General features: G+C 61.2%; 16 protein-coding genes. 13 read left to right on the top strand and 3 right to left on the bottom strand.

Annotated elements, in window-relative coordinates:
• Window positions 1-22: 22 nt before the first annotated feature.
• Together HDF15_RS07635 and HDF15_RS07630 are read left to right on the top strand one after the other, a co-directional pair.
• Window positions 23-796 carry a TIGR03435 family protein gene (locus tag HDF15_RS07635; RefSeq protein ID WP_184254275.1) on the top strand — a complete coding sequence of 258 codons (774 nt, stop codon included), beginning with the start codon at window positions 23-25 and terminating at the stop codon, window positions 794-796.
• Window positions 797-1168: 372 nt separating this feature from the next.
• Window positions 1169-2623: an excinuclease ABC subunit C gene (locus HDF15_RS07630; protein WP_184254273.1), complete on the top strand. Its 1455-nt coding sequence runs from the start codon at window positions 1169-1171 to the stop codon at window positions 2621-2623.
• Window positions 2624-2767: 144 nt separating this feature from the next.
• On the opposite strand, the gene HDF15_RS07625 is transcribed toward HDF15_RS07630, so the two are convergent.
• Window positions 2768-3742, bottom strand: coding sequence for a Gfo/Idh/MocA family protein (locus HDF15_RS07625; protein WP_184254271.1), 975 nt, complete (start codon window positions 3740-3742; stop codon window positions 2768-2770).
• Between the two features lie 202 nt (window positions 3743-3944).
• On the opposite strand from HDF15_RS07625, the gene HDF15_RS07620 reads away from it, so the two are divergent.
• The 11 genes from HDF15_RS07620 to HDF15_RS07570 all read left to right on the top strand — a co-directional run bounded on the left by HDF15_RS07620 (window position 3945) and on the right by HDF15_RS07570 (window position 19890).
• A complete protein-coding gene (locus HDF15_RS07620; RefSeq protein ID WP_184254269.1) occupies window positions 3945-5456 on the top strand; it encodes an MFS transporter in 1512 nt (503 codons plus the stop codon).
• Window positions 5457-5676: 220 nt separating this feature from the next.
• Window positions 5677-6420 (top strand): ribulose-phosphate 3-epimerase, encoded by a 744-nt coding sequence (gene rpe, locus HDF15_RS07615; protein WP_184254267.1) that lies wholly within the window; start codon window positions 5677-5679, stop codon window positions 6418-6420.
• Between the two features lie 155 nt (window positions 6421-6575).
• Window positions 6576-8405: an outer membrane protein assembly factor BamD gene (locus HDF15_RS07610; RefSeq protein WP_184254265.1), complete on the top strand. Its 1830-nt coding sequence runs from the start codon at window positions 6576-6578 to the stop codon at window positions 8403-8405.
• A 142-nt stretch (window positions 8406-8547) separates the two neighbouring features.
• The gene (locus HDF15_RS07605; RefSeq protein WP_184254263.1) at window positions 8548-11310 is read left to right on the top strand and encodes a valine--tRNA ligase; all 2763 of its coding nucleotides are present in this window, start codon (window positions 8548-8550) and stop codon (window positions 11308-11310) included.
• A gap of 95 nt (window positions 11311-11405) precedes the next feature.
• Window positions 11406-12788 carry a metallophosphoesterase gene (locus HDF15_RS07600; RefSeq protein ID WP_184254261.1) on the top strand — a complete coding sequence of 461 codons (1383 nt, stop codon included), beginning with the start codon at window positions 11406-11408 and terminating at the stop codon, window positions 12786-12788.
• 34 nt (window positions 12789-12822) lie between these two features.
• Window positions 12823-13635, top strand: coding sequence for a biotin--[acetyl-CoA-carboxylase] ligase (locus tag HDF15_RS07595; protein WP_184254259.1), 813 nt, complete (start codon window positions 12823-12825; stop codon window positions 13633-13635).
• 27 nt (window positions 13636-13662) lie between these two features.
• Window positions 13663-14460 (top strand): type III pantothenate kinase, encoded by a 798-nt coding sequence (locus HDF15_RS07590; protein ID WP_184254257.1) that lies wholly within the window; start codon window positions 13663-13665, stop codon window positions 14458-14460.
• An 83-nt stretch (window positions 14461-14543) separates the two neighbouring features.
• The gene (locus HDF15_RS07585) at window positions 14544-15248 is read left to right on the top strand and encodes a hypothetical protein (protein WP_184254255.1); all 705 of its coding nucleotides are present in this window, start codon (window positions 14544-14546) and stop codon (window positions 15246-15248) included.
• Window positions 15248-16549, top strand: coding sequence for a 23S rRNA (uracil(1939)-C(5))-methyltransferase RlmD (rlmD, locus tag HDF15_RS07580; protein WP_184254253.1), 1302 nt, complete (start codon window positions 15248-15250; stop codon window positions 16547-16549). The genes HDF15_RS07585 and rlmD overlap by 1 nt, the downstream gene beginning before the upstream one ends.
• A 334-nt stretch (window positions 16550-16883) precedes the next feature.
• Window positions 16884-19580 (top strand): DNA internalization-related competence protein ComEC/Rec2, encoded by a 2697-nt coding sequence (locus HDF15_RS07575; protein ID WP_184254251.1) that lies wholly within the window; start codon window positions 16884-16886, stop codon window positions 19578-19580.
• Window positions 19581-19599: 19 nt separating this feature from the next.
• A complete protein-coding gene (locus HDF15_RS07570) occupies window positions 19600-19890 on the top strand; it encodes a hypothetical protein (protein ID WP_184254249.1) in 291 nt (96 codons plus the stop codon).
• 189 nt (window positions 19891-20079) lie between these two features.
• On the opposite strand, the gene HDF15_RS07565 is transcribed toward HDF15_RS07570, so the two are convergent.
• Window positions 20080-23913 (bottom strand): TonB-dependent receptor, encoded by a 3834-nt coding sequence (locus tag HDF15_RS07565; protein ID WP_260330909.1) that lies wholly within the window; start codon window positions 23911-23913, stop codon window positions 20080-20082.
• 255 nt (window positions 23914-24168) lie between these two features.
• Window positions 24169-25863: an exosortase J gene (gene xrtJ / locus HDF15_RS07560; protein WP_184254245.1), complete on the bottom strand. Its 1695-nt coding sequence runs from the start codon at window positions 25861-25863 to the stop codon at window positions 24169-24171.
• Between the last annotated feature and the right edge of the window lie 94 nt (window positions 25864-25957).

Below are 25957 nucleotides of genomic sequence, written 5' to 3'. Positions count from 1 at the left end.
AGGATGCAAGCAAGGAGGTTCGATGCGGAATACGCTTCTTTTATCGTTCTGCTTCCTTGCTTGTGGATTGTTGCCAGCGCAGCAAACTCCTGAAGCACCCCAAAAGTTTGCGGTTGCGACCATCAAACCGAGCAAACCGGACGCGGTGGCGCTTACGCAGATTCGCGGTAATCGTTTTGTGACTGAAGGCACGACGTTCATTGACGTCTTCAAGTATGCGTATAACGTTCATCCGGACCAGGTGGTGGGAGGCCCGGCGTGGCTGCGGACAGATAAGTTCGATATTCTTGCCGACCCCGAGACAGAGAACCGGCCGAGCTCCGATCAGATGAAGGCGATGATGCGGACTCTGCTGACGGAGCGCTTTCATCTGGTGATGCATCGCGAGCAAAAGAATCTTTCGGTCTATGCACTGTTGAAGACAACAGATTCGCCCAAGCTCACGAAGAGCACTGCCGATCCCAACGGCATCCCGGCAGTCGGCTATGACCCACGCGGCGAACTGCAGGCAGGAAATGCAACGATGGCCAACTTCGCGACGTTCCTGCAGCGTTTCGCACTTGATCGGCCTGTGGTTGATCAGACGGGCATTGCCGGGCATTTTGATCTTGTACTGCGGTGGACACCTGATAATTTTCGGGCAGACGGCAAGTCTGGCGATTTACCGCAGGACATGTCTGGAGTTCCTGGTTTATTTACAGCGATCAAAGAACAGCTTGGATTGAAGTTGCAGCTGACCAAGGCGGATACCGATGTGTTCGTGGTCGACCACGTGGAGCAGCCTTCGAACGATTAGGCCATTGAATTCAGTGCCTGGCACGAATGTGGCTTTTAAGCCTGGGCCTTCGTTCCGCTCCCGGCAAAAAGCCCGGGGCTGAAGCCCGATTCCTGCCTACCCTTAATTCCGTAGCCTAAAGGCCACGGCTCCCTCCGACCCGCGACGCTAAAGCGTCACGGTTTGCGCTTCGCGCTATTTAGAATATCTCCACAGTTCGGCGAAGGAACAACTCGCCACACTCGCGGGCATCGTTTGTACTGGCGCATACCTCGGTGACGGCTCTGGCAAAGAACGGGAGAAAGCAGATTCGCTCGCTGCGCTCGGAATGACAAACCAGAAAGGCAAAAGCAAAAAAGCAAAGGCAGCTTCACCCCGGCTACAATTCTCGCTGTGAGCGCGGACTTTAATTTCAGCCATCGCATCGAGTTTCTCCCGGCCAACGCCGATGAGATTCTGCGCAACGTTCCCGCAGCTCCTGGCGTGTTCGCCCTGCGTGGCGAACGCGAAGGCGATGAGCCTTACCTCACGCGCGCGGCGGATCTGCGCAGAAGATTGCGGCGATTGCTCGCTCCCCCGGAAGCGGTCGATGAACAGGGCCGCCCGGTTCTTTCCAAGCGCCTCAACCTGCGTGAAAAAGTCCGCTGGATCGAGTGGACGGCAACGGGCTCGGAGTTCGAGTCCGCATTGGTGCTCTACTGCGCATCGCGTGCAGTCTACGGGGCCGAAGAGGCACGGCGGCGACTGCGGCTGCATCCTCCTTACTTCCTGCGCGTGACCATGACGCACCAGCATCCACGGGCCTACTCGACCAATCGCCTGAGCAAGCGGGCCCTCGCGGAGACCTTCGGCCCCTTCCCTTCGCGAGCGGCGGCGGAACGCTACTGCGACGCGGTGCTCGATCTCTTCAAGCTGCGGCGCTGCTATGAAGACCTGCAGCCCTATCCGGAGCATCCCGGCTGCGTCTACGGCGAGATGAAGAAGTGCATGGAGCCCTGCAAGCTGGCGTGCTCCGCCGAAGAGTACGCCGCTGAAGCCCAGCGTGTCTTCCGGTTCTTCGCCACGAGCGGCGAGTCGATGCTGGCGGAGGTTGCCGAGCAGCGCGAGAAAGCCAGCGAGGCCATGGACTTCGAGGAGGCAGCCGCTCTGCACAAGCAATGGGAGCGCGTGAAGGCTGCTTCCCTACTGGTCGACGAGCTGGTACGTCCGGTCGCGGAGCTGCGTGCTGTTGTCCTACAGGAGGCTGCGCCACGCGCGGGAGAGAAGCTTGAGGAGGCCGCAGTCTTTCTGCTGGAGCGGGGAAGGATCGTTGGGCCGGAGCCGTTGTCGACTCTGGGTGTTCGTGCGGTACGCGAGCAGACAGCTGTGGGAAGCTCCCTGTTCGCACAACCGCTGATGCTTTCGGCCGTCCCGCTCGATGAGCCTGCTTCCGTGCCCGAAGCTCCGGCTGCCATGAAGACCGCGACGCTCTCTCCCGAGGACCGTGCGCGCGAAGTATTGCAGCGGCTCGCGGAACGCGCAGACTCTGCGGGCGAGGCGGAGATCAACGAGCGCTGCGATTCGCTCTCGCTCTTTCGGCGCTGGTACTACCGGCCCGAAAAGCAGCGTGCAGGTGAGGTCTTTCTGCCGAACGCCGATGGCGCCTGGCCCATACGCCGCATCCTGAACGGAGCCGCGCGGATTGTGCTCGGGCCTCCGGGTGAGTTGCAGTCCGTCGATCGCGAGGCCGCGAAGAACTTGAAGACGAAGGTGATTCACCCGGGCCGCGAGGGCGTGGAACGCGTTGTGCCGGTGCTGCCGAAGCGCAGCCGCTCGCGCAAGAGCGTGACGCCGACAGATATCGGGTAATAGATCTTCCTGGCATCCTTCGGTTTTGCTTCGAGTAGCGAGAGATGAGTTGCGAGAGGCGAGTAATGACTCGTATCTCGTGTCTCGCTGGCTCGGAGCATCTTTTCGGTAGTTCCCGAGCCTCTGTGGCCGCCCATCATGCGTCTATCCTCGATGAAGTTGCGAAGCCATCACCTGCGCGCGCGCCGCATCGAGAATGTGCATCACGTCGCGAGAGATAGTATGCGTCAGTACAGGACTCATCTTCATATCCGTGCGCAGCAACTGACAGAAATGATCCACCTCATACTGAAGCCCGCCTCCCGCAAAGGGCTCGTCCAGTGTGACCGTGCGACCGTCCTTATACCGGATGGTGGCCCGTACGGGGTTCCACCAGGGCGCATGCAGGGACACATGGCCGCCCTCCGCGCAGAGCGTTGCTTCACCGGGGGACGAGAGTCCCATGCCGCAGTGAAGCTGCGAAAATCCGCGCTGATGCTCCACCTGCACAAAGGCAAAGGCGTCTACACCGTTCTGCATGCGACCAATGGTCGCGATAGACGAGGCTGGCCCAAGCCACTCCACGGCCAGCCACGCCTGGTAGACGCCGATACCCTGCAAGGCGCCTCCGTGCAGATCGGCCCGCCACGAAGGATGATACTGCGACACACGCGCATCGCAGTATCCCGACTGCACATACTGCACATTGCCGATGGGATCTTTTTCCAGATGCTCGCGCAACGAGCGGTGAAGCGGAAAGAAAGGAGGCTTCATCGCCTCCATAAAAAGCTGGTTGTTTTCGCGAGCCGCGACCAGCACCCGATCCAGTTCTTCGCTGCTTCGCATCAACGGCTTCTCACATAGCACCGGTTTGCGCGCCTCCAGGGCGGCCAGCGCAAATGGCTCATGCGTGTCCGGCAGGGTAGCGATATAAACGGCATCGCATCTGTCGAAGAGTGCGTCCAGCGTCAGGCACACCTCGGCATTGCCGGCTTCAGCCAGGGCGGCCACGGTCGCTTCGTTGCGTCCCCACACGGCGGAGACACAGGCGTTCTCCGTATGCTGCATGCTGAGGGCGAAGCGACGCGCGATGCCGCCGCTGCCAATGATGCCAAACCTGATCTTGTCTTTTCCGCTCATGTCGGCATTTGTACCTTGCCGGTCGATAAGCCGCAAGGGCGCGGCGTCCTTCTGGTTCCTGCCTCTTGGCGTCGAGTTGCGAGAGATGAGTTGCGAGAGGCGAGTAAGGACTCGTATCTCAATTCTCGTATCTCGCGACTCGGAGCATCGCTTCGGGTAACGGATCGGTAAGATGATCCTCGTGTCCCTCTGGAGGGCGACGATGCACGCTTCCTCGAAAACACCCTCGGCCGCTGTCGGACGAGGGGTTCTGGTTGCGACCATTCTCGGATCGAGCATGGCCTTCATCGATGGGACAGTCGTCAATGTCGCACTTCCAGCAGTGCAGGGTGCTCTGCACGCGACCGCGAGTGATCTTCAATGGGTCGTGGAGTCCTATGCGCTTCTGCTCGCTTCGCTGCTTCTGCTGGGAGGCTCACTCGGTGACCTCTACGGTCGCCGAAGGATCTTTGTCTCAGGCGTGCTGGTCTTTGCTGCTGGTTCAGCGTGGTGCGGATTCGCTTCTTCGATTGAGTTTCTGATTCTTGCGCGAGCCTTCCAGGGAGTCGGCGCAGCGCTATTGATACCGGGAAGTCTAGCCATCATCAGTTCGTCCTTTCCGGCAAGCGAACGAGGCCGCGCCATCGGCACGTGGTCGGGCTTTACAGCCATTACGGCGGCGATCGGTCCGGTTTTGGGAGGCTGGCTGGTCCAGCATGGCTCCTGGCGGTGGGTCTTCTTTATCAATCTCCCTCTGGCGGTTGTCGTTGTGGCGTTGACGCTGCGTTATGTCGCAGAGAGCCGCAATCAAGAGGCCAGCCGGATTCTGGATTGGCGAGGAGCCTCGCTGGCAACCATTGGCCTGGGAGCGACAACCTACGCGCTGATCGAAGCTCCACACGGTGGCCGTATCGTGTGGGCGATGGGCGTTGCCGGGGTTGGCGCGCTCGCCGCCTTCTTACTGCTTGAGGCGCACTCCCCAGCTCCCATGGTCTCCCTGAAGCTATTCCGCTCGAAAGACTTCAGCGGGGCCAACCTGCTTACCTTTTTCCTGTATGCGGCTTTGAGCGGCCTGCTCTTCTTTCTCCCACTCGATCTCATCCAGGTCCAGCACTACTCCGCGACCCAGGCGGGAGGCGCGCTGCTGCCGCTGATTCTCTTAATCTTTCTACTGTCCCGCTGGTCCGGTGGATTGATCGCACGCTATGGGGCAAGGACACCTCTGACGATCGGACCGCTTATAGCAGCGGCAGGCTATGCGCTCATGCTGAGAGGCGGCATCGGCCAGTCCTATTGGACGACACTCTTCCCGGCCATCTTGACGCTTGGACTGGGGATGGCGATCAGCGTAGCTCCGCTCACTACAGCCGTGATGGAATCCGTTCCCGACAGCGAAGCGGGTGTGGCTTCGGGAGTCAACAACGCCGTTTCACGAATTGCCGGACTCTTAGCGGTCGCAGTCTTCGGCCTGGTCTTGTCGTTCGGGTTCAATCGGGCTCTCACTCACAGCCTTGACCATCTGGCGCTCTCGTCCGAAGCCCTGCAAAGCATCAACCGTGAACGCCCGAAACTCGCGGGAGCCGAGACCGGTGACCCGCGAGTAAGGCGAGCGATCAACGAAGCCTTCCTGTCCGGGTACCGCGATATCATCCTGATCTCCATTGCCCTGAGCGTACTCAGCGCGTTCAGCGCCCGCATGATTTCATCCAGCAATCGGGAGACGGCGGGGTCATAGAAGCTGGCATCCGTGGTGTTCTTCTGTTTGCTTCGAGTTACGAGATATGAGTTGCGAGAGACGAGGAATCAGCTCGTATCTCGACTCTCGTGTCTCGCGACTCGACGCATCCCTGAGTGGTAGCCCCTGGCCTCTACGGCCACACCCTCATGCGCAAAGCTTCAGTCACGATACGCGAGGCTGGTAATCTTGAAAGATTCCGGCAAGCGGGAGAAACATTGTGATTGAGTTAGCATTTTCGATTCTGGCGGCGGACTTCGCACATCTTGCGGACGAGATCGCGCGCGCTGAGCGTGGCGGCGGCACCATCGTCCACGTCGACGTGATGGACGGCCACTTCGTGCCCAACATTACCTTCGGGCCTCCGGTCGTGAAGGCGATCCGCCCCGTCACCAAACTGCCGCTCGATTGCCATCTGATGATCGAGGACCCCGACCAGTTCATCCCGGCGTTTGCTGAAGCCGGGGCGAATATGGTCAGCGTGCACGTGGAAGTGTGCCGCCACCTGAACCGCACCCTGCAGCACATCATCGACCACGGCATGGGCGCGGGCGTCGTCATCAACCCGGCGACGCCGGTGGAGATGCTCATTGAAGTGCTGCCGATGGTGCACCACGTGCTCGTGATGAGCGTGAACCCCGGCTTCGGGGGGCAGAAGTTCCTGCCGCGCTCTGTCGAGCGGATCGCGCACCTGCGCCGCCTGCGGGAGGAGATGGGGCTGAACTTTCGCATCGAGGTCGATGGCGGGGTCGCTCACGATACGGTGGCGAGCGTCGTCGAAGCAGGAGCGGACATGCTCGTGGCCGGCTCGGCGATCTTTGAGAAGGGCAAGACCGAAAAGAATGCCCGTGAGTTCCTTCGTATCGCACGTAAAGCTGCGGGAGAGAAAACAACAAGGGTGAAAGCAGTCCCCCGCCCAGGCAAGAAGACGCTCCCCCGCCGGGTTCCCCGCGCGGGCAGATAGAGCAGTTCACAGCAGATCGGCTGAAAAGAGAGAGGTTTGCCCGGTTTCTTCCCCTGAAAACCATCCGGCACGGCTCTCCCGAGGCCAGTAACGGTGAAACTGCACTAGAATAAAAGGCAGTTCCCGCAGCATCGCTGTGGGCGGATGGAGTTGCAATGCGTACAGGGTTTGGAAGTTTTTTCACGAGCCGCCGGGCTGGATGGATGGCCGGGCTGGCAGTAGCAGCGATGCTGTCCCCGTCTCTTGCCCTTGTGGCTCAGGAAGCAGCACCGGCAGCGGCGACGCCGCAGACAACCGAGCCTGCTACGACCGCTCCCGCGCAGGCTACCGACGGCGCTCAGGCGACCAGCGCTACGCTCAGCAATACCCCCGACAAGAAAAAGAAGCACGAGAAGGTGGCCAAGGCCGATCGCGTCAAACAGGGCAAAGACACCCGCGCGGTGATCAAGCGTGACACGAAGCTCCAGCCGCAGCTCAGCAAAGACGCGCAGTTGCCGGACAAGCAGCTCTACGACAAGGCGCTGGCCCAGTCCAAGAGCGGCCACTACGATGTAGCCCGTCTCGACCTGCAGACGCTGTTGAACACCTATCCTGACTCGCAGTACCAGATGCGCGCCAAGCTGGCCGTCGCCGATAGCTTCTACCGCGAAGGCGGTTCAGCCGCCCTGGCCCAGGCCGAGCAGGAATATACCGACTTCATCACCTTCTTCCCGAACGTACCCGAAGCCGCCGAGGCCCAGATGCGCGTCGGTGACATCTATCTGAAGCAGATGGACGTTCCGGATCGCGACTACACCAAGGCTCTGAAGGCCGAGGAAGCTTACCGCACCATGCTGCGGCAGTATCGCGATGCTCCCCCCAAGCTGCTGGAAGAGGTACGCCAGAAGCTGCGTGAGGTCCAGGAAGTAATGGCCACGCGTGAGGCCGAGCTGGGCGCGTTCTACGCCTCGCACGAGAACTGGGCAGCAACGATCGCTCGCTACCAGACCGTGATCGACACCTACCCGCAGTACAGCCACATGGACGACGCCCTGATCGGACTCGGCGATGCCTATGCGGCCCAGGCCCACATCATCCGCTCGCAGACCCTGCCGGAAGCAGCGCGCGCCAAGCTTCTGCAGGAGTATGACGGCAAGGCCGCAACCGCCTACCGGACAGTGGTTCTGGAGCACTCGGCTGCGCCACATGTGGAAGACGCCAAAGAGCGGCTCGCCGCCATGAACCTGCCGATTCCGGAACCGACCCCGGAACAGGTCGCGGCCAGCGAAGCCCTCGAGAACAGCCGTGCACAGTACACGATGTCCCGCCGTCTCCAGTTGCTGATCCTGCATAAGCCGGATACGGTCCCCGCAGCACGTGCGGGCGATCCTCCGCTGGACGATGCGGCAATCACCACAGCTCCGCAGGTCATCAAGCAGATGCTGGTCAGCTATGCGGGCGCACTCAATCCTGCAGCAGCAGCCGCTGCCGATGCAGCCAAGACTCCTATTACAGCCGCTCCAGCGACCGACAGCGCCGCTCCAGCCGCCACACCGGAGCCTTCAGCCGCTGCCGCGCCGCCTACCCTCTCCGACGTTCCCGCACCAGGCGAGGCCGCTCACGACAGCACTACGAACACGATGGAAGCCGCCCCAGCCCGTAGCGGACCCACGGGTACAGGCCTGGGAGTTGAAGTGCTGACTCCTGGAGTGAGCACGTCTCCCGTAAGCAATCTGCCTGCGGCGACGGGAGCTCCCGACCCCAACAACGGACTGCCTACTGCCGGACCGAAGGACACGGCTGCTCTGCCGCCTATCGAAAAGCCAGCCGAGGCTCCCGACCAGGTAAACGAGCTGAAGGGTGCGCCGGCACAACCGGCGGCACAGACGGCGACGACCGGGAAGAACGGGAAGAAGAAGAATCCCAAGCAGCCCTTCGACAAGGATGACGAAAGCTCCAGCACCCACAAGAAGAAGAAGGGTCTGGACAAGCTGAACCCGCTCTAAGAAGCAGAGTGTAGAGGATAGAGAGTAGAGCGAATAAGGGGGCGGCGCTGAATGATCGTATTCAGCGCCGCTCTTTTGTTTTCTCTATCCTCTACGCTCTATTCCTCTACACTCTGTCCTCCTCCTGCTACGCTTAAAGCTTATGAATCAGGAACTGCCAAAGGCATACGATCCGTCGTCGATTGAAGAGAAGTGGGCGAAGTTCTGGGTGGAAGAGCGGCTGTTCGATGTCGCCACCCCCGCAGGCGAAGCCGACCCAGACAAGACCTTCGTGCAACTGCTGCCCCCGCCCAACGTCACCGGCCGGCTGCACATGGGCCACATGCTCAACCAGACGGAGATGGACATCCTCACGCGCTGGCACCGCATGCGCGGCGACACCTCCGTGTGGGTTCCGGGCACGGATCACGCGGGCATCGCGACGCAGATGATGGTCGAGCGGCAGCTCGCCGCCGAAGGCACGACGACGCGCCAGCAACTGGGGCGCGAGGCCTTCACCGAACGCGTCTGGAAGTGGAAGGAACAGTACGGCAGCGCGATCACCGACCAGATGCGGCGGCTCGGCGCGAGCGTCGACTGGTCGCGCGAGTACTTCACGATGGACGAGCGCCTGAGCCGTGCCGTGAAGGAGAGCTTCGTGCGTCTGTACGAGCAGGGGCTGATCTATCGCGGCGCGTACATCGTCAACTGGGACCCGCAGATTCAGACCGCGGTCAGCGATCTCGAGGTAGAGTCTGAAGAGCGTGCAGGCTCGCTCTTCCACATTCGCTACGATCTGGCAGATGGCTCCGGCTCCCTCGTCATCGCGACCACTCGCCCCGAGACGATGCTCGGCGACGTCGCCGTTGCCGTGAACCCAACGGACGAACGTTACACGGCGTTCCTCGGCAAAAATCTAATTCTTCCCCTGGTCGGCAGAGAGATTCCCGTTGTCGCCGATGACTGGGCCAATCCTGAGTTCGGCACCGGCGCGGTGAAGGTCACGCCTGCGCATGACCCGAACGACTTCGCGATCGGCCAGCGGCACAATCTGCCCTCGCCCAACATCATGGACGAGCGGGCGCACATCAAGCTCGAAGGCTCGCCCTACGACGGCCTCGACCGCTTCGAGGCCCGCAAACGCATCGTCGCCGACCTTGAAGCCGCGGGGCATCTCGTGACCATCAAGGACCACACCCTGACGCTGCCCGTCTCGCAGCGTACCGGCGCGATCATCGAGCCGCGGCTCTCCATGCAATGGTTCCTCAAGATCCAGCCACTCGCCGACAAGGCCATTGAAGCGGTGGACAAGGGCTACATCAAGTTCACGCCCGACAACTACCGCAAGACCTACGGCGAGTGGATGAAGAACATCCACGACTGGTGCATCTCGCGGCAGCTCTGGTGGGGACACCGCATCCCTGCGTGGCACTGCGGCGATTGCGGTGCGATCAACGTCTCGCGCGAGACGCCCACTGATTGCACCAGGTGCGGCGGCGCGAAGCTGGTACAGGAGACCGACGTGCTCGATACCTGGTTCTCGTCGGGCCTGCTGCCCTTCACCGTCTTCGGCTGGGACGGAAGCGATAAGCTCACACCTGATCTTGCAGCCTTCTATCCGACACAGCTTCTCGTTACGGGCTTCGACATTCTGTTCTTCTGGGTCGCCCGCATGATCATGCTGGGCTGCCACTTCATGCTCGATGTGCCGATGCCTGACGGCTCGCAACGCACACTCGCCGATGCCGTGCCTTTTCGCGAGGTCTACATCCACGCGCTGGTGCGCGATGCCGATCGGCAGAAGATGTCCAAGACCAAGGGCAACGTCATCGATCCCATCGAAGTCGTCACAAAGTACGGAACGGATGCAGTCCGATTCACGCTTGCCTCGCAGGCTTCGCCGGGAACGGACATCGCCTTCAGCGAAGCCCGCACTGAGGGCTATCGCGCGTTTGCGAACAAGATCTGGAACGCCGCGCGCTTCCTGCAGATGCAGATCGAACGAGGCCACGAAGCCGGGTACAAGGTCTCGCTGGGAGCGCACGATTCCATCTCTCTGGAGCTGCCGGAGCAGACGCCGCTTGAGACGCGCTGGATCTTTGCGCGCCTGAGCACGGTGTGCGCTGACGTGGAGCGCTCGCTCGCGGACTATCGCTTCGACGAAGCCGCGAACGCCGTCTACCAGTTCTTCTGGGGCGAGTTCTGCGACTGGTATCTCGAGCTCGTGAAGCTGCGGCTTGAATTTACCGCCGAAAAGAACGAGATCACCGCGCTCACACTCGGCGCGCTGGTCAGCGTGTTCGAGGCCGCGCTACGGCTGCTCTCGCCCTTCATGCCGTTCATCACCGAAGAGCTCTGGCACGCGCTCTATGCCTCGGTTGGCAATGAATCACCGGCGAAGTCCATCGCGCTCACACGCTTTCCGCAGGCTGGCGACTTCGCCAACGATGCCCTCAGTGTCGAGGCGATGAATACGCTGCAGGAGCTCATCGTCACGGTTCGCGGGCTGCGCAAAGAGCTCGGCGTTCCGGAGAAAGAGGCCACGCCGATCCAGGTCCATGCGAACAATCGCATCTCCGCGCTGGCCGATGCGAACTCCGACATGCTCGCCAGGCTCGCTCGCGTCAGCTCCGTTGAACTGGTGCACGAGGCCCCGACGGGCAATAGCGCGCGCGCCACGGCCAACTTCGATGTAGCGGTGATCTACGAACGCCAGATCGATGTTGTCGCCGAACGCGAACGCCTGGAGAAGGACCTTGCGAAGTACGACAAGGGCCTGCAGGCGGCAGAGCGGCAGTTGAACAACGAGGGCTTTGTGGCGAAGGCTCCGGCACATATCGTCGAAGGGTTGAAGAAGCAGGCCGCCGAGACGCGTGCGCTGAAGGACAAGGCCCAGGCCGCGCTTGACGCGCTGCCGGCGGTCTAATCCTGGCTGCCGAATTTATCGGTTTTTTGTTTTGACTTGCCTGCGGCCTGCCCTTAGCCTGCGAACACTTGTATTCGCGCCGGCGAGGAGTTTCTATGGCAACCGCACGAAAGTCTCAGGCAAAGAAAACCGTTAAGAAAACTGCAGCGGCTGTGGCGAGCACACTCTCGCCACAGCCCCCCAAGGGCACGCCCGCCGGTACGCCGATCTTTGCCGATCCCACCTTTACGCCGGACCCGACAAAGTACAAGGTTGCGCACGCCTCCGACACGCAGGCCTACAAGGAGATGGACGCTCTCATTGCGGCCCACAAGTTTCTTCCGCTGGCGTTTCCCAGCGTTCCTGGCGTCGCTGAGCCCGTCCTGAACCTCGCCGATGCCCTCGGGCCCGGCGGCGCGGCCATCGTCTCCAGCATCGAGAGCGCCGGCAAGATGGTGTTTCACTCGGCAGGCGACACCGGTGCAACCCAGGGCCCGAAGACCGAGAACGAAGTGGTGGACAAGTTGCTCGCCGACTTCACCGGTGAGGCAGCGGGAGCCGCACCCCGGTTCTTCTACAACCTCGGCGACATCGTATACAGCTTCGGCGAGCACAAGTACTACTACGACCAGTTCTACGACGCCTACCGGAACTATCCCGCACCCATCTTTGCCATCCCCGGCAACCACGACGGCATCGTTCTGCCCGCGCCCGCCGGTACCGGCAACCCGGACGATTCGCTGAGCGCCTTCCTCGCGAACTTCTGCACGCCGGGCTTCGCGCACTCCACCGACTCCGTAGGCATCTCGCGCACCACAATGATCCAACCCGGCGTCTACTTCACGCTGGAGGCGCCCTTCGTTCGCATCCTGGGCCTCTACAGCAACATCATGGAGAATCCCGGCGTCATCTCCTCCACCCCCGATCCCAAGAGCGGCAAGCCGAAGTTCCCCAATCTCTCGGACGTCCAGATCGACTACCTGACGGCCGCACTGACTCGCATCAAGAAGCAGAAGTTCACGGGCGCTGTGATCCTCGCCGTCCATCATCCTCCCTATGCCTTCGGCAAGCACTCCGGCTCGATGGTGATGTTGAAGGAGATCGACGCTGTCTGCGCGGCGGTCGGCGTCTGGCCCCACGTGGTTCTCTCAGGACACGCGCACAACTACCAGCGCTTCACCCGCACCCTGGGCTCGCGCCAGATCCCGTTTTACGTCGTCGGAAACGGGGGCCACGGCCTCTCCAAGCTCAACATCGACCCTACGCTGCGCACGCCCATCCCGATGCCGGCCTTCGCACAACCCGAGCGCAATGATTCCGTCACGCTGAACAGCTACGACTTCAAGAACTACGGCTATCTCCGCATTGTGGTCAACACAAAGCTGCTTCACCTTGAGTACCATCCGGCCTCGGATGGCACAGATACCAAGACCCCTGACGACTCCGTGACCATCGATCTCGCGACCGGCACACTCACCACCCAGACGATCCAGAGCTGAGCCCGCAACGCGTAATCGCTGTAGCATTGAAGATATGGTTTCGGCTGAAGAGTTCAATGTTGCGGAGATCCGCGCCGCGCTGATCGGCACACGCTTTGCCCGCGGGCTTCAACACTTCGCATCCGTCGACTCGACCAATGCCAGGTTGCTCGAAGCAGCGGCTTCAGGCGCGCCTGAAGGCACGGTCTTCGTCGCGGACGAGCAGACCTCGGGCCGCGGGCGCGGAGGCCATACGTGGCACTCCACGCCGGGAGACGGCCTGTATGTAAGCATCCTCACCAAACCCGCGCTGCCGCTGCGCGATGCACTCCTGATCTCGCTCGCGACCGGCCTTGCGGCACAGCGTGCCATCCGAGAGTGCACCGGACTGACCGCCGACATCCGCTGGCCGAACGATCTCCTGCTCGACGGCAAGAAGTGCGTCGGCATCCTCGTCGAGACCGCGCTGGAGCGCGACCAGAACGCCGCTCTGCGCTATGCCGTCATCGGCGTGGGAATAAACATCAATCACCCGTCCTTCCCAGAGGAGATCGCTCCTTTGGCGACGTCACTGCGGCTCGCGAGTGGCAAGCCACTGCAGCGTAGCAGTCTGTTGATCGCGTTGCTTCGAGCCCTTGACCACGAGTTGATGCTGCTGGAAGACGTATCGGCTCCACGCGAAAAAGATCTGCTCACCCGGTTTGCGGAAGCCTCTACCTGGGCGCGTGGAAAACGCGTGAAGGTGCCCGAACAGGGCGGATATACTGGCGTAACGGCCGGTCTGAACGAGCATGGGTTTCTGCTCGTCGCAAGCGACGACGGCGTGCTGCGGACGGTGCTCTCGGGCGGCGTTCGCGAGAGGGAATAACACCTCAACCGAGGCGGAAAGGCGACCATGCTACTGGCACTCGATATCGGCAACTCCAATACGGTCGTGGGCCTCTTCCGTCTCTCGGAGGGCGAACCGCACGAACTGGTTGCGGACTGGCGCATCACGACTCCTTACAAGCAGACGGCGGACGAACTGGGAGTGCTGCTTCAGACGCTGTTCTCCATGCGCGGCCTGAAGCCGGACGTCGTCACCGGCATCGCCATCTCCTCCGTCGTGCCGCCGCTCGACTCCAGCCTGCGGCTTGTGTGTGAGATGTACTTCCACATCAAGCCGCTCTTCATCGAGCCCGGCGTCAAGACCGGCCTGCCGATACTGACGGACAATCCCAACGAGGTCGGAGCGGACCGCGTGGTGAACTGCGTCGCAGCCTATGAGCTGCTCGGCGGCCCGACCATCGTCATCGATATGGGCACAGCGACGACTTTCGATGTCGTCTCGAAGAAGGGCGAGTTCCTGGGCGGGGCCATTGCTCCCGGGCTGGGCATCTCCGCCGAAGCACTGTTCTCGCGCGCCGCGCGGCTGACGCGCGTGGAGATTAAGAAGCCGGCAAAGATCATCGGCACCAGCACTACCGACAACATCCAGATCGGGCTCTACTACGGCTACATCGGGCTGGTCGACGGCATCCTCGAACGGTTTATCGCGGAGCTCGGCCCGGAGACCAAAACGATCGCCACCGGCGGCCTCGCCAAGCTGATCGCGGGAGGCTCCAAATACATTGGAGCGGTCGACGAGATGCTCACTCTGAACGGCCTGCGGCTCATCTGGGAACGCAACCAGGAGCGCCATAGAAGGCGGTGAAGCAGGGATTAGGGAACAGGGATTAGGGATTAGAAAACCTATGTTCCCTAATCCCTAATCCCTAATCCCTAATCCCTGCTTTTATGAATTACTTTCATTATTTTTCGGAGATCGAAGAGCGCTTCAGCCGCAGACGCGGCTCGTTGCTGATGCTCTCCACGCTGGACTGGGCGTTGATCGAGACCTGGCGCGAGGCCGGGATTCCGCTCGAGGCTGCGCTGCGCGGAATTGACGACGCCTTCGATAAATACGACGCCAAAATGCAGCGGGCCAAAGGCCGCATGCGCAAGGTCAACGGCTTGGCGTGGTGTGCGCAGGCCGTCATGCAGGCTGCCGAAGATATGGCCGAAGCAGCGACCGGCGCTGTGAAGACGGCACCGCAGGAGGCCGTCGAGAGCGGCTTCGAGACGGAGCGCGTCGCTCGCTTCCTCGAGGAGAATGCGAAGGCCGTTGACGCGGCGAAGCCTCCTTCGACTGCACTCGGCGAAACTGCACGACGCCTGCGCGAACTCGCGGAGGTGCTGCGCAGCGCCGCTCCGATGCCTCTGGATGAGCTCGACCGCACGCTGACGGTGCTCGAAGAAAAACTCTTCGCGACACTGATGAGCACGGCTCCCGAAGAGGAGATCGTCGCTCTGCGTGAACAGGCGGACCGTGAGCTCGCGCCATACCGGGCGAAGATGGGCGCGGTGCAGATTCGGCAGATCCAGGCGCAGTTCCTGCAGAAGCGCCTGCTCGAAGCCCGCAGCCTTCCGCGCCTCAGCCTCTTCTACATGGGGCACGAGTGATGGCAGAGACCGTTCGCATCGAGCGAGCTGTTTACGGAGGTGCGGGTCTTGCGCACAGAGCCTCGGGCGCAGTGGCCTTTGTGCCCTTCGTGCTGCCGGAAGAGCTTGCAGAGATCGATGCGCCTTCAGGGGCGAACGAAGCCGTACTGCAGCGCGTGATGGAACCTGCACCCACGCGCATCGATCCACCCTGCCCGCACTTTGGCCGCTGTGGAGGCTGCCAGTATCAGCACGCAGAGTATGCGGCGCAGGTTGAGATCAAGCGCGACATCCTGAGAGAGACCATGCAGCGCGCGGGCGTCGACGCGCTGCCGGAGATCGCAAGCCACATGGGCGAGCCGTGGGGTTACCGCAATCGCGTGCGCTTTCGTCTTGGCAAGGTGGAGGGCGCATTTCGCGTTGGGTATAGCGTTCGCGGAACCAATGCGTTTCTTCCCATTACGCAATGCCCTATCGCTGCTCCCTTGCTATGGAAGGCTGCCGCGGCTCTTCTACAGCTTTCCGAAGATAACAGTGAAGCGAAGCTATGGCTCGAGGCTGCGAACGAAGTAGAGTTCTTCTGCAACGCCGATCTTTCGCGCCTGCAGATGACGCTGCTGTGCACACGCGCAAAGCCTGCCAAGAAGAATAGCTTCGCTCGTCTGTGTGAGGCCTTGCAGCAGGGTGTGCCGGAGCTCTCGGGGGCTGGCGTTCTTACGGGCGATGCTCGTGGGGCGAATACGAACTTCACAGAGAGCTGGGGAACAGCAGGCCTTGCGTATCGCGTTGCCGATGAAAACTACTGGGTAAGCCGCGGCGGTTTCTTTCAGGTCAATCGCTTCCTTGTAGAGGAGCTACTACCTCTCGTCTGCGACGGACGCAGCGGTGATATTGCCTGGGACCTGTACGCTGGCGTCGGGCTTTTCTCGCGGGTGCTGGCGCGTAGCTTCGCGCAGGTGACCGCCGTAGAAGCCAATCCCTCTGCGGCAAACGATCTTCGCATCAGTCTCGGAAAGCTTGGCTCGCAGCACCGGTCGGTACAGGCTTCGACACTGGAATTTCTGCGGGGCGCTGTCGTGCAGAGAGAACGGCCTGCGTTGATCGTGCTCGATCCGCCACGCGCGGGTGCGGGACTGGAGGCTTGTGAGCTGCTGCTGAAGATCGCGGCCCCTGCCGTGGTCTATGTCTCGTGCGATCCGACGACGCTGGCGCGCGATCTGGTTGTGCTGCAGCGGGACTATCGTATTGCGGCGATGCATCTGGTCGATCTCTTTCCCCAGACCTTTCATCTGGAGACTGTTGTGATGCTGGCGCGCAGGTAGGGTGGAACCGCGATAGGTTGTGTTCTCAGCGCTCTTGCCTTTGTTCTTGTCTTTGCCTTTCTGGCTTGTCATTCCGAGCGTTGCGAGTGAACCTGCTTCCTCCCGTTCTTTGCCAGTGGCACCGCAGACGTTTGTGCATCAGCCCAATCACGCTCCAGTTCTAGCTCACATATTTTCTGGGTGATACAAACGAAGAACGGGAGACAGCAGGTTCACTCGCTGCGCTCGGAATGACAAACCAGAAAAGCAAGAACAAAAGCACCGCTTTAATGGCACACTGGGCAGAACTCAGTCGTCGCCTCTCATGCGGGTCATAGGTACTTCAGGTTTCTGGATGGACTCCGCTCCGGCGGTCGAAGCTCTGCGCTTTCGCAGGATGCCCCTGCTGGTTGCCGCGCTTTGTTTCGCTCTCGGAGACATACTCTCCCGAAGCGGGCATGCTCCCGTTCTGCTTGCTGGATCGACCGCGTTGTTACTGCTGCTCGCAGTCCTCAGCCAATGGCGTGCCAGGCGCATCGCCATTGTTCCCGCGCTCACGTTATGGATCGTTGCCGGCTGCTGGTGCGCGCAGATACAACCCGCGATTCCGCCACAGACAGCGCTGATCCCCTACGCCGATGGCCTGAGCCGCATCGTGCGTGGGCGTGTGGTGCGCGTGCGGCTGCTCCACGAGACACAGCAGAACGAAGCTGCCCCACAACAGCCGCAGGAACCGTGGCGCATGGAACCCGGCGCGTGGGAGACCGACAACGAACATCCGTTGGAGTCCGTCGATCTGGATGTGCAGGCCATTGAAGATGTAACGCCGGACACCTCCACCATGCGGCCACTGCAAGGCGGAGTGCGCGTGACGATCACTGGCAATGCGCCGGTGCTGGACTGCGGTGACGTGCTCGAGCTGCCGCTTCGTCTGCGCGTGCCGGACACCTATCGCGATCCCGGCGCATGGTCGCACGCGGCTGCTCTGCTCAATGAAGGCATCGCTGTGCAATCCAGCGTGAAGGCCGCGCGCGTGCGCAAGACCGGAGCCGCGATTCGAGACTGGCGATGCCGCCTGTACGCCGCACAGTCATGGGCAGCGAGCCGCATCGACACGCTCGTACACTCCCGCGCCAATCGCCTGCTGCCCGCAGCCGCACACCTCAGCGCCGAAGATGCCGCAATCCTGAGCGCAATGCTCTTCGGCGACCGTGGACGGCTGAGCCAGACGCTGCGTGCAGGCTTCGAACGGACCGGCACGTTTCATCTCTTCGTGGTGTCGGGGCTGCACATCGTGCTGCTGTCAGGAGCGCTCTTCTGGGCTCTCCGCAAGCTGCGCACGCCGGAAGGCATAGCCGTTGCAACAACCATCGTTGCAGCAACGGGCTATGCACTGCTCACAGGCTTTGGCGTGCCGGTGCAGCGTGCACTTGGGATGACGGCGGTGTATCTGCTGGCGCGCTGGCTGGCCCGTGAGAGCGGTGCGCTCAATGCACTCGGTGTGGCAGGGCTCGCCGTACTCGTGTTCGATCCGCGTGCGCTATTCGAGGCTGGCTTTCAGATGACCTTCCTGGTCATCCTCGCCATCGCAGGACTTGCGTTGCCGCTAAGCGATCGCCTGCTGCACTCCTGGAAGCGAGCCACGCATAATCTCTGGCTCGTGCGGCTCGACGCCTTTCTGCCGCCGCGGGTCGCGCAACTTCGCGTGCGTCTGCGCATGTTCGGCTTGGTCTTTGCTCAACTGCTCGGCAAAGGCGCACGTGATCTGCCGCTATGGCTGCTGCTCGCTGTGACCTGGGCCTGTGAAGCGTTTCTGATCGGCGTCGTCGTAGAGCTCTGCATGGTGCTGCCAATGGCCGTCTACTTCCATCGCGCCACACTGCTGGCACTGCCGCTGAATCTGATCTCCGTACCGCTGATCACAGTACTGATCTGCGTTGCGGTTCTCACGTTCTGTCTGGCTTTGCTCAATAGTTGGCTGGCGATGATTCCCGGCGCGCCCACCGCTCTGCTGCTGCACACCGTACGCGCTCTGGTGGAGCATCTCGGCCACATCGCTCTAGCCGATCTGCGCGTGCCAATGCCTGCCCCTGCGGCGATCGCGCTGGCCTGTGCCGCCCTCGTCTTCTGCTGCTGGGCCCTGCGTGCTCGGCAGCGGAGGTGGCATTGGATCGGTGTTGCCGCCATGGCCGTGATACCACTGGCAGTGCTGCTGCCGGAGCCGCCGTTGCTGCATCGCGGCCTGCTGGAGGTCACGGCGCTCGACGTTGGCCAGGGAGACTCGCTACTGGTCATCTCCCCCGAAGGCCGCACGCTGCTCGTCGATGCAGGCGGTCCCGTCGGGCAGCAGGTACCGTCTCCGGACCGGTGGGACGTCGGCGAGGAGGTCGTCGCGCCCTATCTATGGTCGCGGCGCATTCGCCGTCTCGACGCGGTGCTGCTGACGCACGCGCACAGCGATCACATGGGCGGCATGCCCGCGGTGCTGCGCGAACTGCGTCCACGCGAACTCTGGCTCAGCGTGCAGCCGGGCAAATCGCCGGGGCTGCACGCCTTGCTCGAAGAGGCACAGGAGCTTGGGGTCACCATACGCTGGTTTCGAGCGGGCTACGCGTTTCCCTGGGGAGGACTGCACGCCAGCGTGCTCGCTCCCGAAGCGAGCTATGAGAATCCCCACGAGGCCGTGAACAACGACTCTTTAGTGATGCGCCTGGACTTCAACAAAGCCAGTGTCCTGCTCGAAGGCGATGCCGAAGCGCCGAGCGAAGCGGCGATGGTTGAGCATGGACGCGTCGCGCCGGCGACCCTGTTGAAGGTTGGCCACCATGGCAGCAATACTTCGACGACACCGGAGTTTCTGGCCGCCGTCGCGCCTCGCGAGGCAGTCATCAGCGTCGGCCGATACAACACCTTCGGGCATCCACGCTTTGAGGTGCTCGGCCGCCTTGAAGCCGCACACGTCAAGACCTTTCGCACCGACCGTGAGGGCGCGGAGACGTTCCTGCTGACGAGCGAGGGTGGAATCTCCGCTGGTACCGCCGCATCTCATTAAGTAGGCGAAAGGAGCTACTATGCAAAAAGATATGGGAGCGACAGGAGTCACACCGGATCCCGTGAAGCCTCTGCCAACGCCAGAAGCGCTCGAAGAGCAGCGCCTGATCCGCCGCATGCAGATGATGATGAACATGGTGATGCAGGTGATCGCGCAGGACTCCACCCTGACCATCGACGACGCCTCGCAAATGATCGCTGACGCCCGCTCCGCGGCGCTCGCGATGTTCCCCGGCAAAGAGCTCGCCTACGACCTGATCTGGAAGCCGCGCTTCCAACGGCTGATGCGCGAGCGCTTCCTCATCATGTAATGTCTCATGTTCGCAACAAACAAAGAGGCCGCCCGACGGGCGGCCTCTTTGTTTGTTGCGATTGAAAGACTGAGGTTAGAGCATTTTCCCTGTTGCTGGGAATCCGGAAACGGGCGTGCAGCGGCGTTTTCATTGGGGAAAACACCCATAAAGATCGAGGCCCCGCTCTACACCTACAGGGAAAATGCTCTAGAACGCCAGGCGGCCAGAAAGCTGGATAGCCCGACGGTTGTAGTTGGCGTTAGGACCGACCGTTCCGAAGCTCGAGTTACCGAGCTGCGTGCTCGCGACAGCGAAGAACGTGTGGTTCGTTACGTTGTACATCTCGGCACGGAGGTCGAGTTTTGAATTGATGACGTGGATAGGAAAGCTGCGAACCACGGCCAGGTCGAGCTGGTAGTTGCCAGGACCGTAGAGGTTATACGCAGCCGTACGCGCGCCGTTGGCGAAGGTATACAGCGGAGCGAACGGAGAACCGTTGGGGAAAGCACTGGTAGCGGCTAACTGCGACGGGTAGATGAAAGGTCCCGTCGGAGCAGCCTGAGTTCCAGCGCTGGTCGCGATATAGCTGATGGCTGTCGTATTGGCAGCAGTGATGCCCTTGCCCCACCTGCCGTTCACGCGAACCGGACCGGTGAAGTTGGGATTGTAGTTGGCCTCATTGCAGGTTTGCGCAGGGTTGGTCTGGCAGGAAGAGGCTGTAATCGAGAGGGGAGAACCGGAGAACGCCTGGAAGATCTCCGAGATCTTGAAGCCTCCGAAGATGGCGCGCTCGATCTCGTTGCGATTGGCGATCGTCTTGCCAAAGGGCACATCCCAGACACCCGTGATGACCACATGCTGCGGCTGGTTCGTAGTCGATACGCTACGTTCTATACGATCGGCGGCATAGGATTTGTTTGGCTGATTGGCGATGGTTCCAGCCGGAATGGCATAGCCCGTCCGGAAGGTGCCTCCGTCATCGATGGAACGCGACCAGGTGTAGTTGGCCATGAACGTAAGGCCATGCGCGGGACGCATATTGAACGAAGCCTGGAGGGCGTTGTAGTTGGCGTTCGCGACGTATCCGAACGTGTCGCTGACGGACTGGAAGGGGAATGGTTTAAGCGCTGTGGCAATCGACTGCGACGTGGTGAATTTGGCTGGGCAGGCTGCGCCATAGAGCGCACAGTTGGCCGGAGTCGCCAGGGCAGTCAGCCCTGAACCCAAGGCAAGATACTTGGGGTCCAGCGCATCGGCCCAGACGCCGCGGGGATTGCCTCCATCGGTGGGAAGGAAGTGGCCCTGCGACCCGACGTAGGAGATCGTGGACGTAAAGGCGTCGGTCCACTGATGCTGGAACCCGAAGCTGTAGTTGACGAACTCAGGAGCGCGAGCACCAACGTAGGGATCGTCATATCCTATGCCGGATGGCGTTCCGGTAAAGCCTGACACGGTCGTATAACCCGTTCCAAACTGTGGGCCCGATGCAACGCCAAGTGCGGGAGCGTAGGCCGGAATTGCGCCGTTCGCACCTGTCAGCGGCGCGGTGCTCAACAACATGCCGTTGGCTGAGAAGCTCGGAGCCGCGGAGAAACCCAGAGTCCCAAGGCTGGTGGCCGATCCACCAACCGCGTTGCCATGGGAGAACATGAGCCCGTAGCTGGCGCGCCATACCGTCTTCGGATCGCTCTGGTAGGCCAGCCCGATGCGCGGACCAAAGTTCTTGTACCAGTTCTGAACCGGCGTGGAGCAGTTACAGGTGCCCGGACCAGTGCCGGTGAACTGCAGCGCACCGTTCGCGCCGGTAACAGGGTTGGCAAGCGTAGGACTGAAGAAGCTCTCCGCGTTATGAACCTCCCGGACGGACGGATAGTAGTCCCAGCGCAGACCGAGATCGGCTGTCAGCTTCGAGGTGATCTTCCAGTTGTCCTGAACGTAGGGTGAGATAGGGCGGAAGCGCGCGCCAAACTCCGACTGGAGATAATCCGTAAAGGATGCCTTATCGATCTGCCCGATCAGGAAGCTGGCATACGCTTCGCCCGTACCCGAGACCGCTGCGTACTTCGGATTGGTATTGCTGGAAGGAGTGATGCCCGCTGTCTCGGTGACCGCGTTGGAAAGGGTAAGCGGCGAGCTGCCGCCCGTGTCATTGATTACGTTATAGAGCAGCCACGCGATCTGGGCGCCAAAGGTGAAGGTATGTTTGCCCTTGACCCATTGCAGGTTGTCGACCAGCGTGTAATTTTCGGCCAGGGTAACGTTCGGCGCATTGCCGCTCCACCAGCTGGGAGAGTTGTTGATCGGCGACGCGATGGAAGAGCTGAAATCGACAAACGGAAAGGCGTTCTGCGCCGCTCCCACCGGCAGACCGGAGAGGCCGGCAGCGGTAGCGGAGTACTGCGGTGACTCATCGGAATCATAGGTCGGCCCGTTGTAGCGTGCATACCCATACTTGAACTGGTTGACGAGGTGCTCGGTGAAGGTATGCGTCTCTTCAACGATACCCACGGCTGTTTTAGGAGCGAACGCCTGGCCCCAGTTGTAGGGAACTGGGCCGACATTGCGGCCTGCGGTAGTCTGCGCAGCCGGATTAGAGCTGGCTTGCCGGCCGATGGCCGTAACAAAGGTGAGAGTGTCCCTGGGCGAGACGACGTAGTCAATACGATCCGTCGTAGACCAGTTGACGAGGGCGTTCGGGTTCGGGGAGAGATAGTTCCCCTGCGGGTTCTGATTGGACAACTGCGGGAGGAATTGCTGCAGGTTCAGCGCGACCTGGGAGAATTCGCTGGAAGGGATGACATTAGGCGCGCCGATCGCCGTCGGAGAGCCTGCAGGACCATGAGCTCCGGTAGGGCCGTAACCATACTGGTAGCGGCAGGGACCGTTGGTGCTGTTCGCCGTGCAAGTGGCCTGCGTATTCGGGTCATAGATCGGGTAGCCGATGGCACTGAAGTCGCCATGCTGCTCCGCTGTCGTAGGGAACGTAACCTGTGTGGGCGTGGAGCTGGCATAACGGAAGCCGTTATAGTTGCCGTAGAAGAAGACCTTGTTCTTCCAGCCGCCAAACGGAATAAGTGGACCGCTTAGATTGATGCCGAACTCATTGCTGTTCTCAATCGGCTTGACCTTGGCGCCCGTGGCAGGATTAGGGACAGAGCCGAAAAAGCCCCAGGTGTCGAGCGCAGTGTTGCGGAAGAACTCATATACGCTGGCATGATATTTCGCGCCGCCTTGCTTGACGGTGTAGTTCTGAATGCCCTGACCTTCGTAGATGGCCGAGTAACCACTCGTCTGAACCTGGAATTGGTCGATAGCATCGACTGAGATGGCCGTCCATACATAGCGCGGGTCGCCGTTGCCGCCGGCGCGCACAAACGCCACGCCATCGACATAGACATCGGAGACAGCGCCCCTACTGCCTGAGCCGTTGACGATGCCGGTATTGGTCGTTGCGTTACCGTTGGTGTTGTTGCCCTGCACACCGGGCATCAGGAAGGCGAAGTCCGTCGCGCGGCGCTGATCGGGCTGACCGTAAGCACCCATTTCGATGGGCAGCGCGGAGTACATCTCATTCTCCATCGTCGCGCCCAGCGTGGCATTGGTAGTTTCCAACTGTGGAGGAATCGTACTCACGGTTACCGTCTCTCCAAGGGAACCCACCGTCAACTTCGGGCTGAAGCTGACCGTCTCAAGGGCGTTCACCTGTACATTCTGCTGTGCCAGCTTCTCAAACCCCTTGGCGGTGACGGTGATGGTGTAAACGCCCGCATCGAGTGTCGCGACGCTGAAGTCACCCGCGGAAGTGCTCGTTGTCGTTGTGGCGATCCCGGTCGCGTTGTTCGTCATCACGATCGTCGCGCCGGGAACGGACGCTCCGCTGGCATCGAAGATTGTGCCTGCAACCGCACCCTTGCCAGCTAACTGCGCGTGGATTGCTCCACCAGCCATCAAAAGCACGGCCATCAGACAAACGATTGCGTTCAGGCGTAGCGGGAGAACTGGAATATTGAAGATACATCGTACGGATAGTGTGCGGTTCATGGGACTCCTCAAATGACTGCGAAAACTCGTGATCATCCAAGCCTCTACTCTTTCTTTTGCCGGTGAAAAAGAGTGGGTTGGATGTGCGACGAGAAGTATCCTCTCCCCCATCAAAAGCTGTCAAGTCGGAAATGTTCGCTGTCATACAGAAGGATGACAGCGGAAAACACCCCCGCTCAAAATACGCGGAGCGGTGCTTTAGCGAAAGGCCTTAGAAAGCCGTCGTCATGGAAGGAAATCCCGGACGCAAGACGCTCAGGGCTGGCGGTAAGAGCGCGTGAACGCCGGAAGATCGGCTTCGGAGAGGAAGTCCCGCAGGCTAGCTGTCAGTGCGGCGCGGGCGGTGTCCGGGGCCAGCGCAGTGTCCGGCGTCGCGGTGCGCAACAGAACCGGGATCGGGCGTGTAGGGCTCTGGCTCAGCAAATTGCGAGTGTCCGGCCGGCTGTAGACAAACCCAAAGTGCTTGAGGCCGTTCGAATACTGCCCGCACGTTGTGCCGGTGCAAACCGTCGTCGCCTCAAGGTACTGTGTCGCTCCGTTATTGAAGAACAAGAGGCTGAAGCTCGTAACGTCCCTGGCCGTCGGCAAAAGAAGATCGCCATGCCAAAGCCAGTCTTCTCCGCGGGCCGAGTGGCAGAGCAACGTATCGTGCGCCCCCAGTACCGGCGAGATGCCGACTGAAACCACCGCATTCTTTTCGGGAGCGACGCTGCCATCCGGAGCATAGTCCGCCCAGTAGTAGACCAGCGGGCCGTTCAGCATGTACTCATTCCACTCGCGCTGCAGCTTGTAGTGGCCCACGTGCTGAGGGAACAAACCAAGCGCCTTCGGATCGCTGGCAATACGGGATGTCTTCCAGTCCTGCACGATAGCTCGCGCATACGTAATGCTGCCCAGCAGTACCAGCAAGGCCAACGCGATCCAGCGCGGCAGGAACGAGCCTGGCGCCAACAAGCCCGGCGCCACACCGGCAGTGCTCTCCGGCGTTGTGGCTAATGCCGGCACGCGTAAATCATGGCCAGGGCTGAATCGGCGAATCAAGGTAAACAGCAGCGCGGTCGCGAGGAAGAACAGGCAGGCGCCGATGAGGTAGTCGCCCATCTCCGCGCGGCTCTGCAGCCATTGGATATGCAGTGCAACGATGTAGTACAGCACCAGGACACACAGCCGAACGAGGTTGAAGACGTATCCCAGCAGCACGGCCCCAGCGACCACAAGAATGTGCACGCGCAGACGAAACCTGTAGAGATATCCCGCGATCAGCGCGAGGAAGCCCATCGTGACCGCTCCCCGGATGCCGTTGCAGCCCGGCGCGATGAACATTCCAAAGTCCGGAGTAAACATCAGCCGCAACTGGTCGCTGGTGAGCTGTTGCCCCAGGGCGTGAGCGAAGGCACGTGCGATCAGGGACGAGGCGTGCTGCAGCGGCAGATCGACATGCAGCGTAAAGAAGGTGGGAACCGGGTTGACGAACCCCATCAGCACGAGGGGGAAGAGCGTGGCGCGAACAAGCCTCGGCCCTCCGAACAACAGCACTACGCCCGCCGCATAGGCAATGGCCACCAGCGAGTGGGGCGGGAGGAAGAGCGTCCAGGAGGGCGAGAGGATCAGCTCGAGAATGGCGCGGTCGCGCAGATGGACCAGCGCAATCGTAGCGGCAAGAATCGCCAGTCCCCACCAGCTTCCGCGCATCTCCCAGCCAAGCGATCGCCAGACTCGCAGGATGAGCACAAAGCTCACCAGAGGGATGAGGCCCCCGATGGATTTGAGCGGATCATTCGTCCAGAGGACCCAAAGCGCGAGCGCTGTCTGAAAGATCGCGAATACACCGACGATGCTCAGTGCTCCCACCAGCATCACTGCTGTGGACCGTGTCAGCCTGCGCCCTGCCGGTTCAACCAGAACACGCGCATCGGGCGACGGCACAGCAGCCGTGGGAGAGGTAGACATGCTTCCGATTCTAACTACGCTTCCGCTATGCCAGAACATATCTGGACTTCCGTGAAAAATTGCTGCCGCCGTTCCTGTTCTACTCTTCAAGGGA

Source organism: Granulicella mallensis, from assembly GCF_014203225.1.
Taxonomy (GTDB): domain Bacteria; phylum Acidobacteriota; class Terriglobia; order Terriglobales; family Acidobacteriaceae; genus Granulicella; species Granulicella mallensis_A.
The sequence above is the reverse complement of the archived record's forward strand: the minus strand, read 5'-3'. Positions and strand labels throughout refer to the sequence as shown.

Bases quoted from the DNA above. Each gene is read 5' to 3' on its own strand.
- xrtJ (WP_184254245.1), bottom strand. From the start codon at position 25,863: ATGTCTACCTCTCCCACGGCTGCTGTGCCGTCGCCCGATGCGCGTGTT.
- HDF15_RS07575 (WP_184254251.1), top strand. From the start codon at position 16,884: ATGGACTCCGCTCCGGCGGTCGAAGCTCTGCGCTTTCGCAGGATGCCC.
- HDF15_RS07635 (WP_184254275.1), top strand. From the start codon at position 23: ATGCGGAATACGCTTCTTTTATCGTTCTGCTTCCTTGCTTGTGGATTG.
- HDF15_RS07600 (WP_184254261.1), top strand. From the start codon at position 11,406: ATGGCAACCGCACGAAAGTCTCAGGCAAAGAAAACCGTTAAGAAAACT.
- HDF15_RS07620 (WP_184254269.1), top strand. From the start codon at position 3,945: ATGCACGCTTCCTCGAAAACACCCTCGGCCGCTGTCGGACGAGGGGTT.
- HDF15_RS07585 (WP_184254255.1), top strand. From the start codon at position 14,544: ATGAATTACTTTCATTATTTTTCGGAGATCGAAGAGCGCTTCAGCCGC.
- HDF15_RS07610 (WP_184254265.1), top strand. From the start codon at position 6,576: ATGCGTACAGGGTTTGGAAGTTTTTTCACGAGCCGCCGGGCTGGATGG.
- HDF15_RS07625 (WP_184254271.1), bottom strand. From the start codon at position 3,742: ATGAGCGGAAAAGACAAGATCAGGTTTGGCATCATTGGCAGCGGCGGC.
- rlmD (WP_184254253.1), top strand. From the start codon at position 15,248: ATGGCAGAGACCGTTCGCATCGAGCGAGCTGTTTACGGAGGTGCGGGT.
- HDF15_RS07590 (WP_184254257.1), top strand. From the start codon at position 13,663: ATGCTACTGGCACTCGATATCGGCAACTCCAATACGGTCGTGGGCCTC.
- HDF15_RS07570 (WP_184254249.1), top strand. From the start codon at position 19,600: ATGCAAAAAGATATGGGAGCGACAGGAGTCACACCGGATCCCGTGAAG.
- HDF15_RS07565 (WP_260330909.1), bottom strand. From the start codon at position 23,913: ATGAACCGCACACTATCCGTACGATGTATCTTCAATATTCCAGTTCTC.
- HDF15_RS07605 (WP_184254263.1), top strand. From the start codon at position 8,548: ATGAATCAGGAACTGCCAAAGGCATACGATCCGTCGTCGATTGAAGAG.
- HDF15_RS07595 (WP_184254259.1), top strand. From the start codon at position 12,823: ATGGTTTCGGCTGAAGAGTTCAATGTTGCGGAGATCCGCGCCGCGCTG.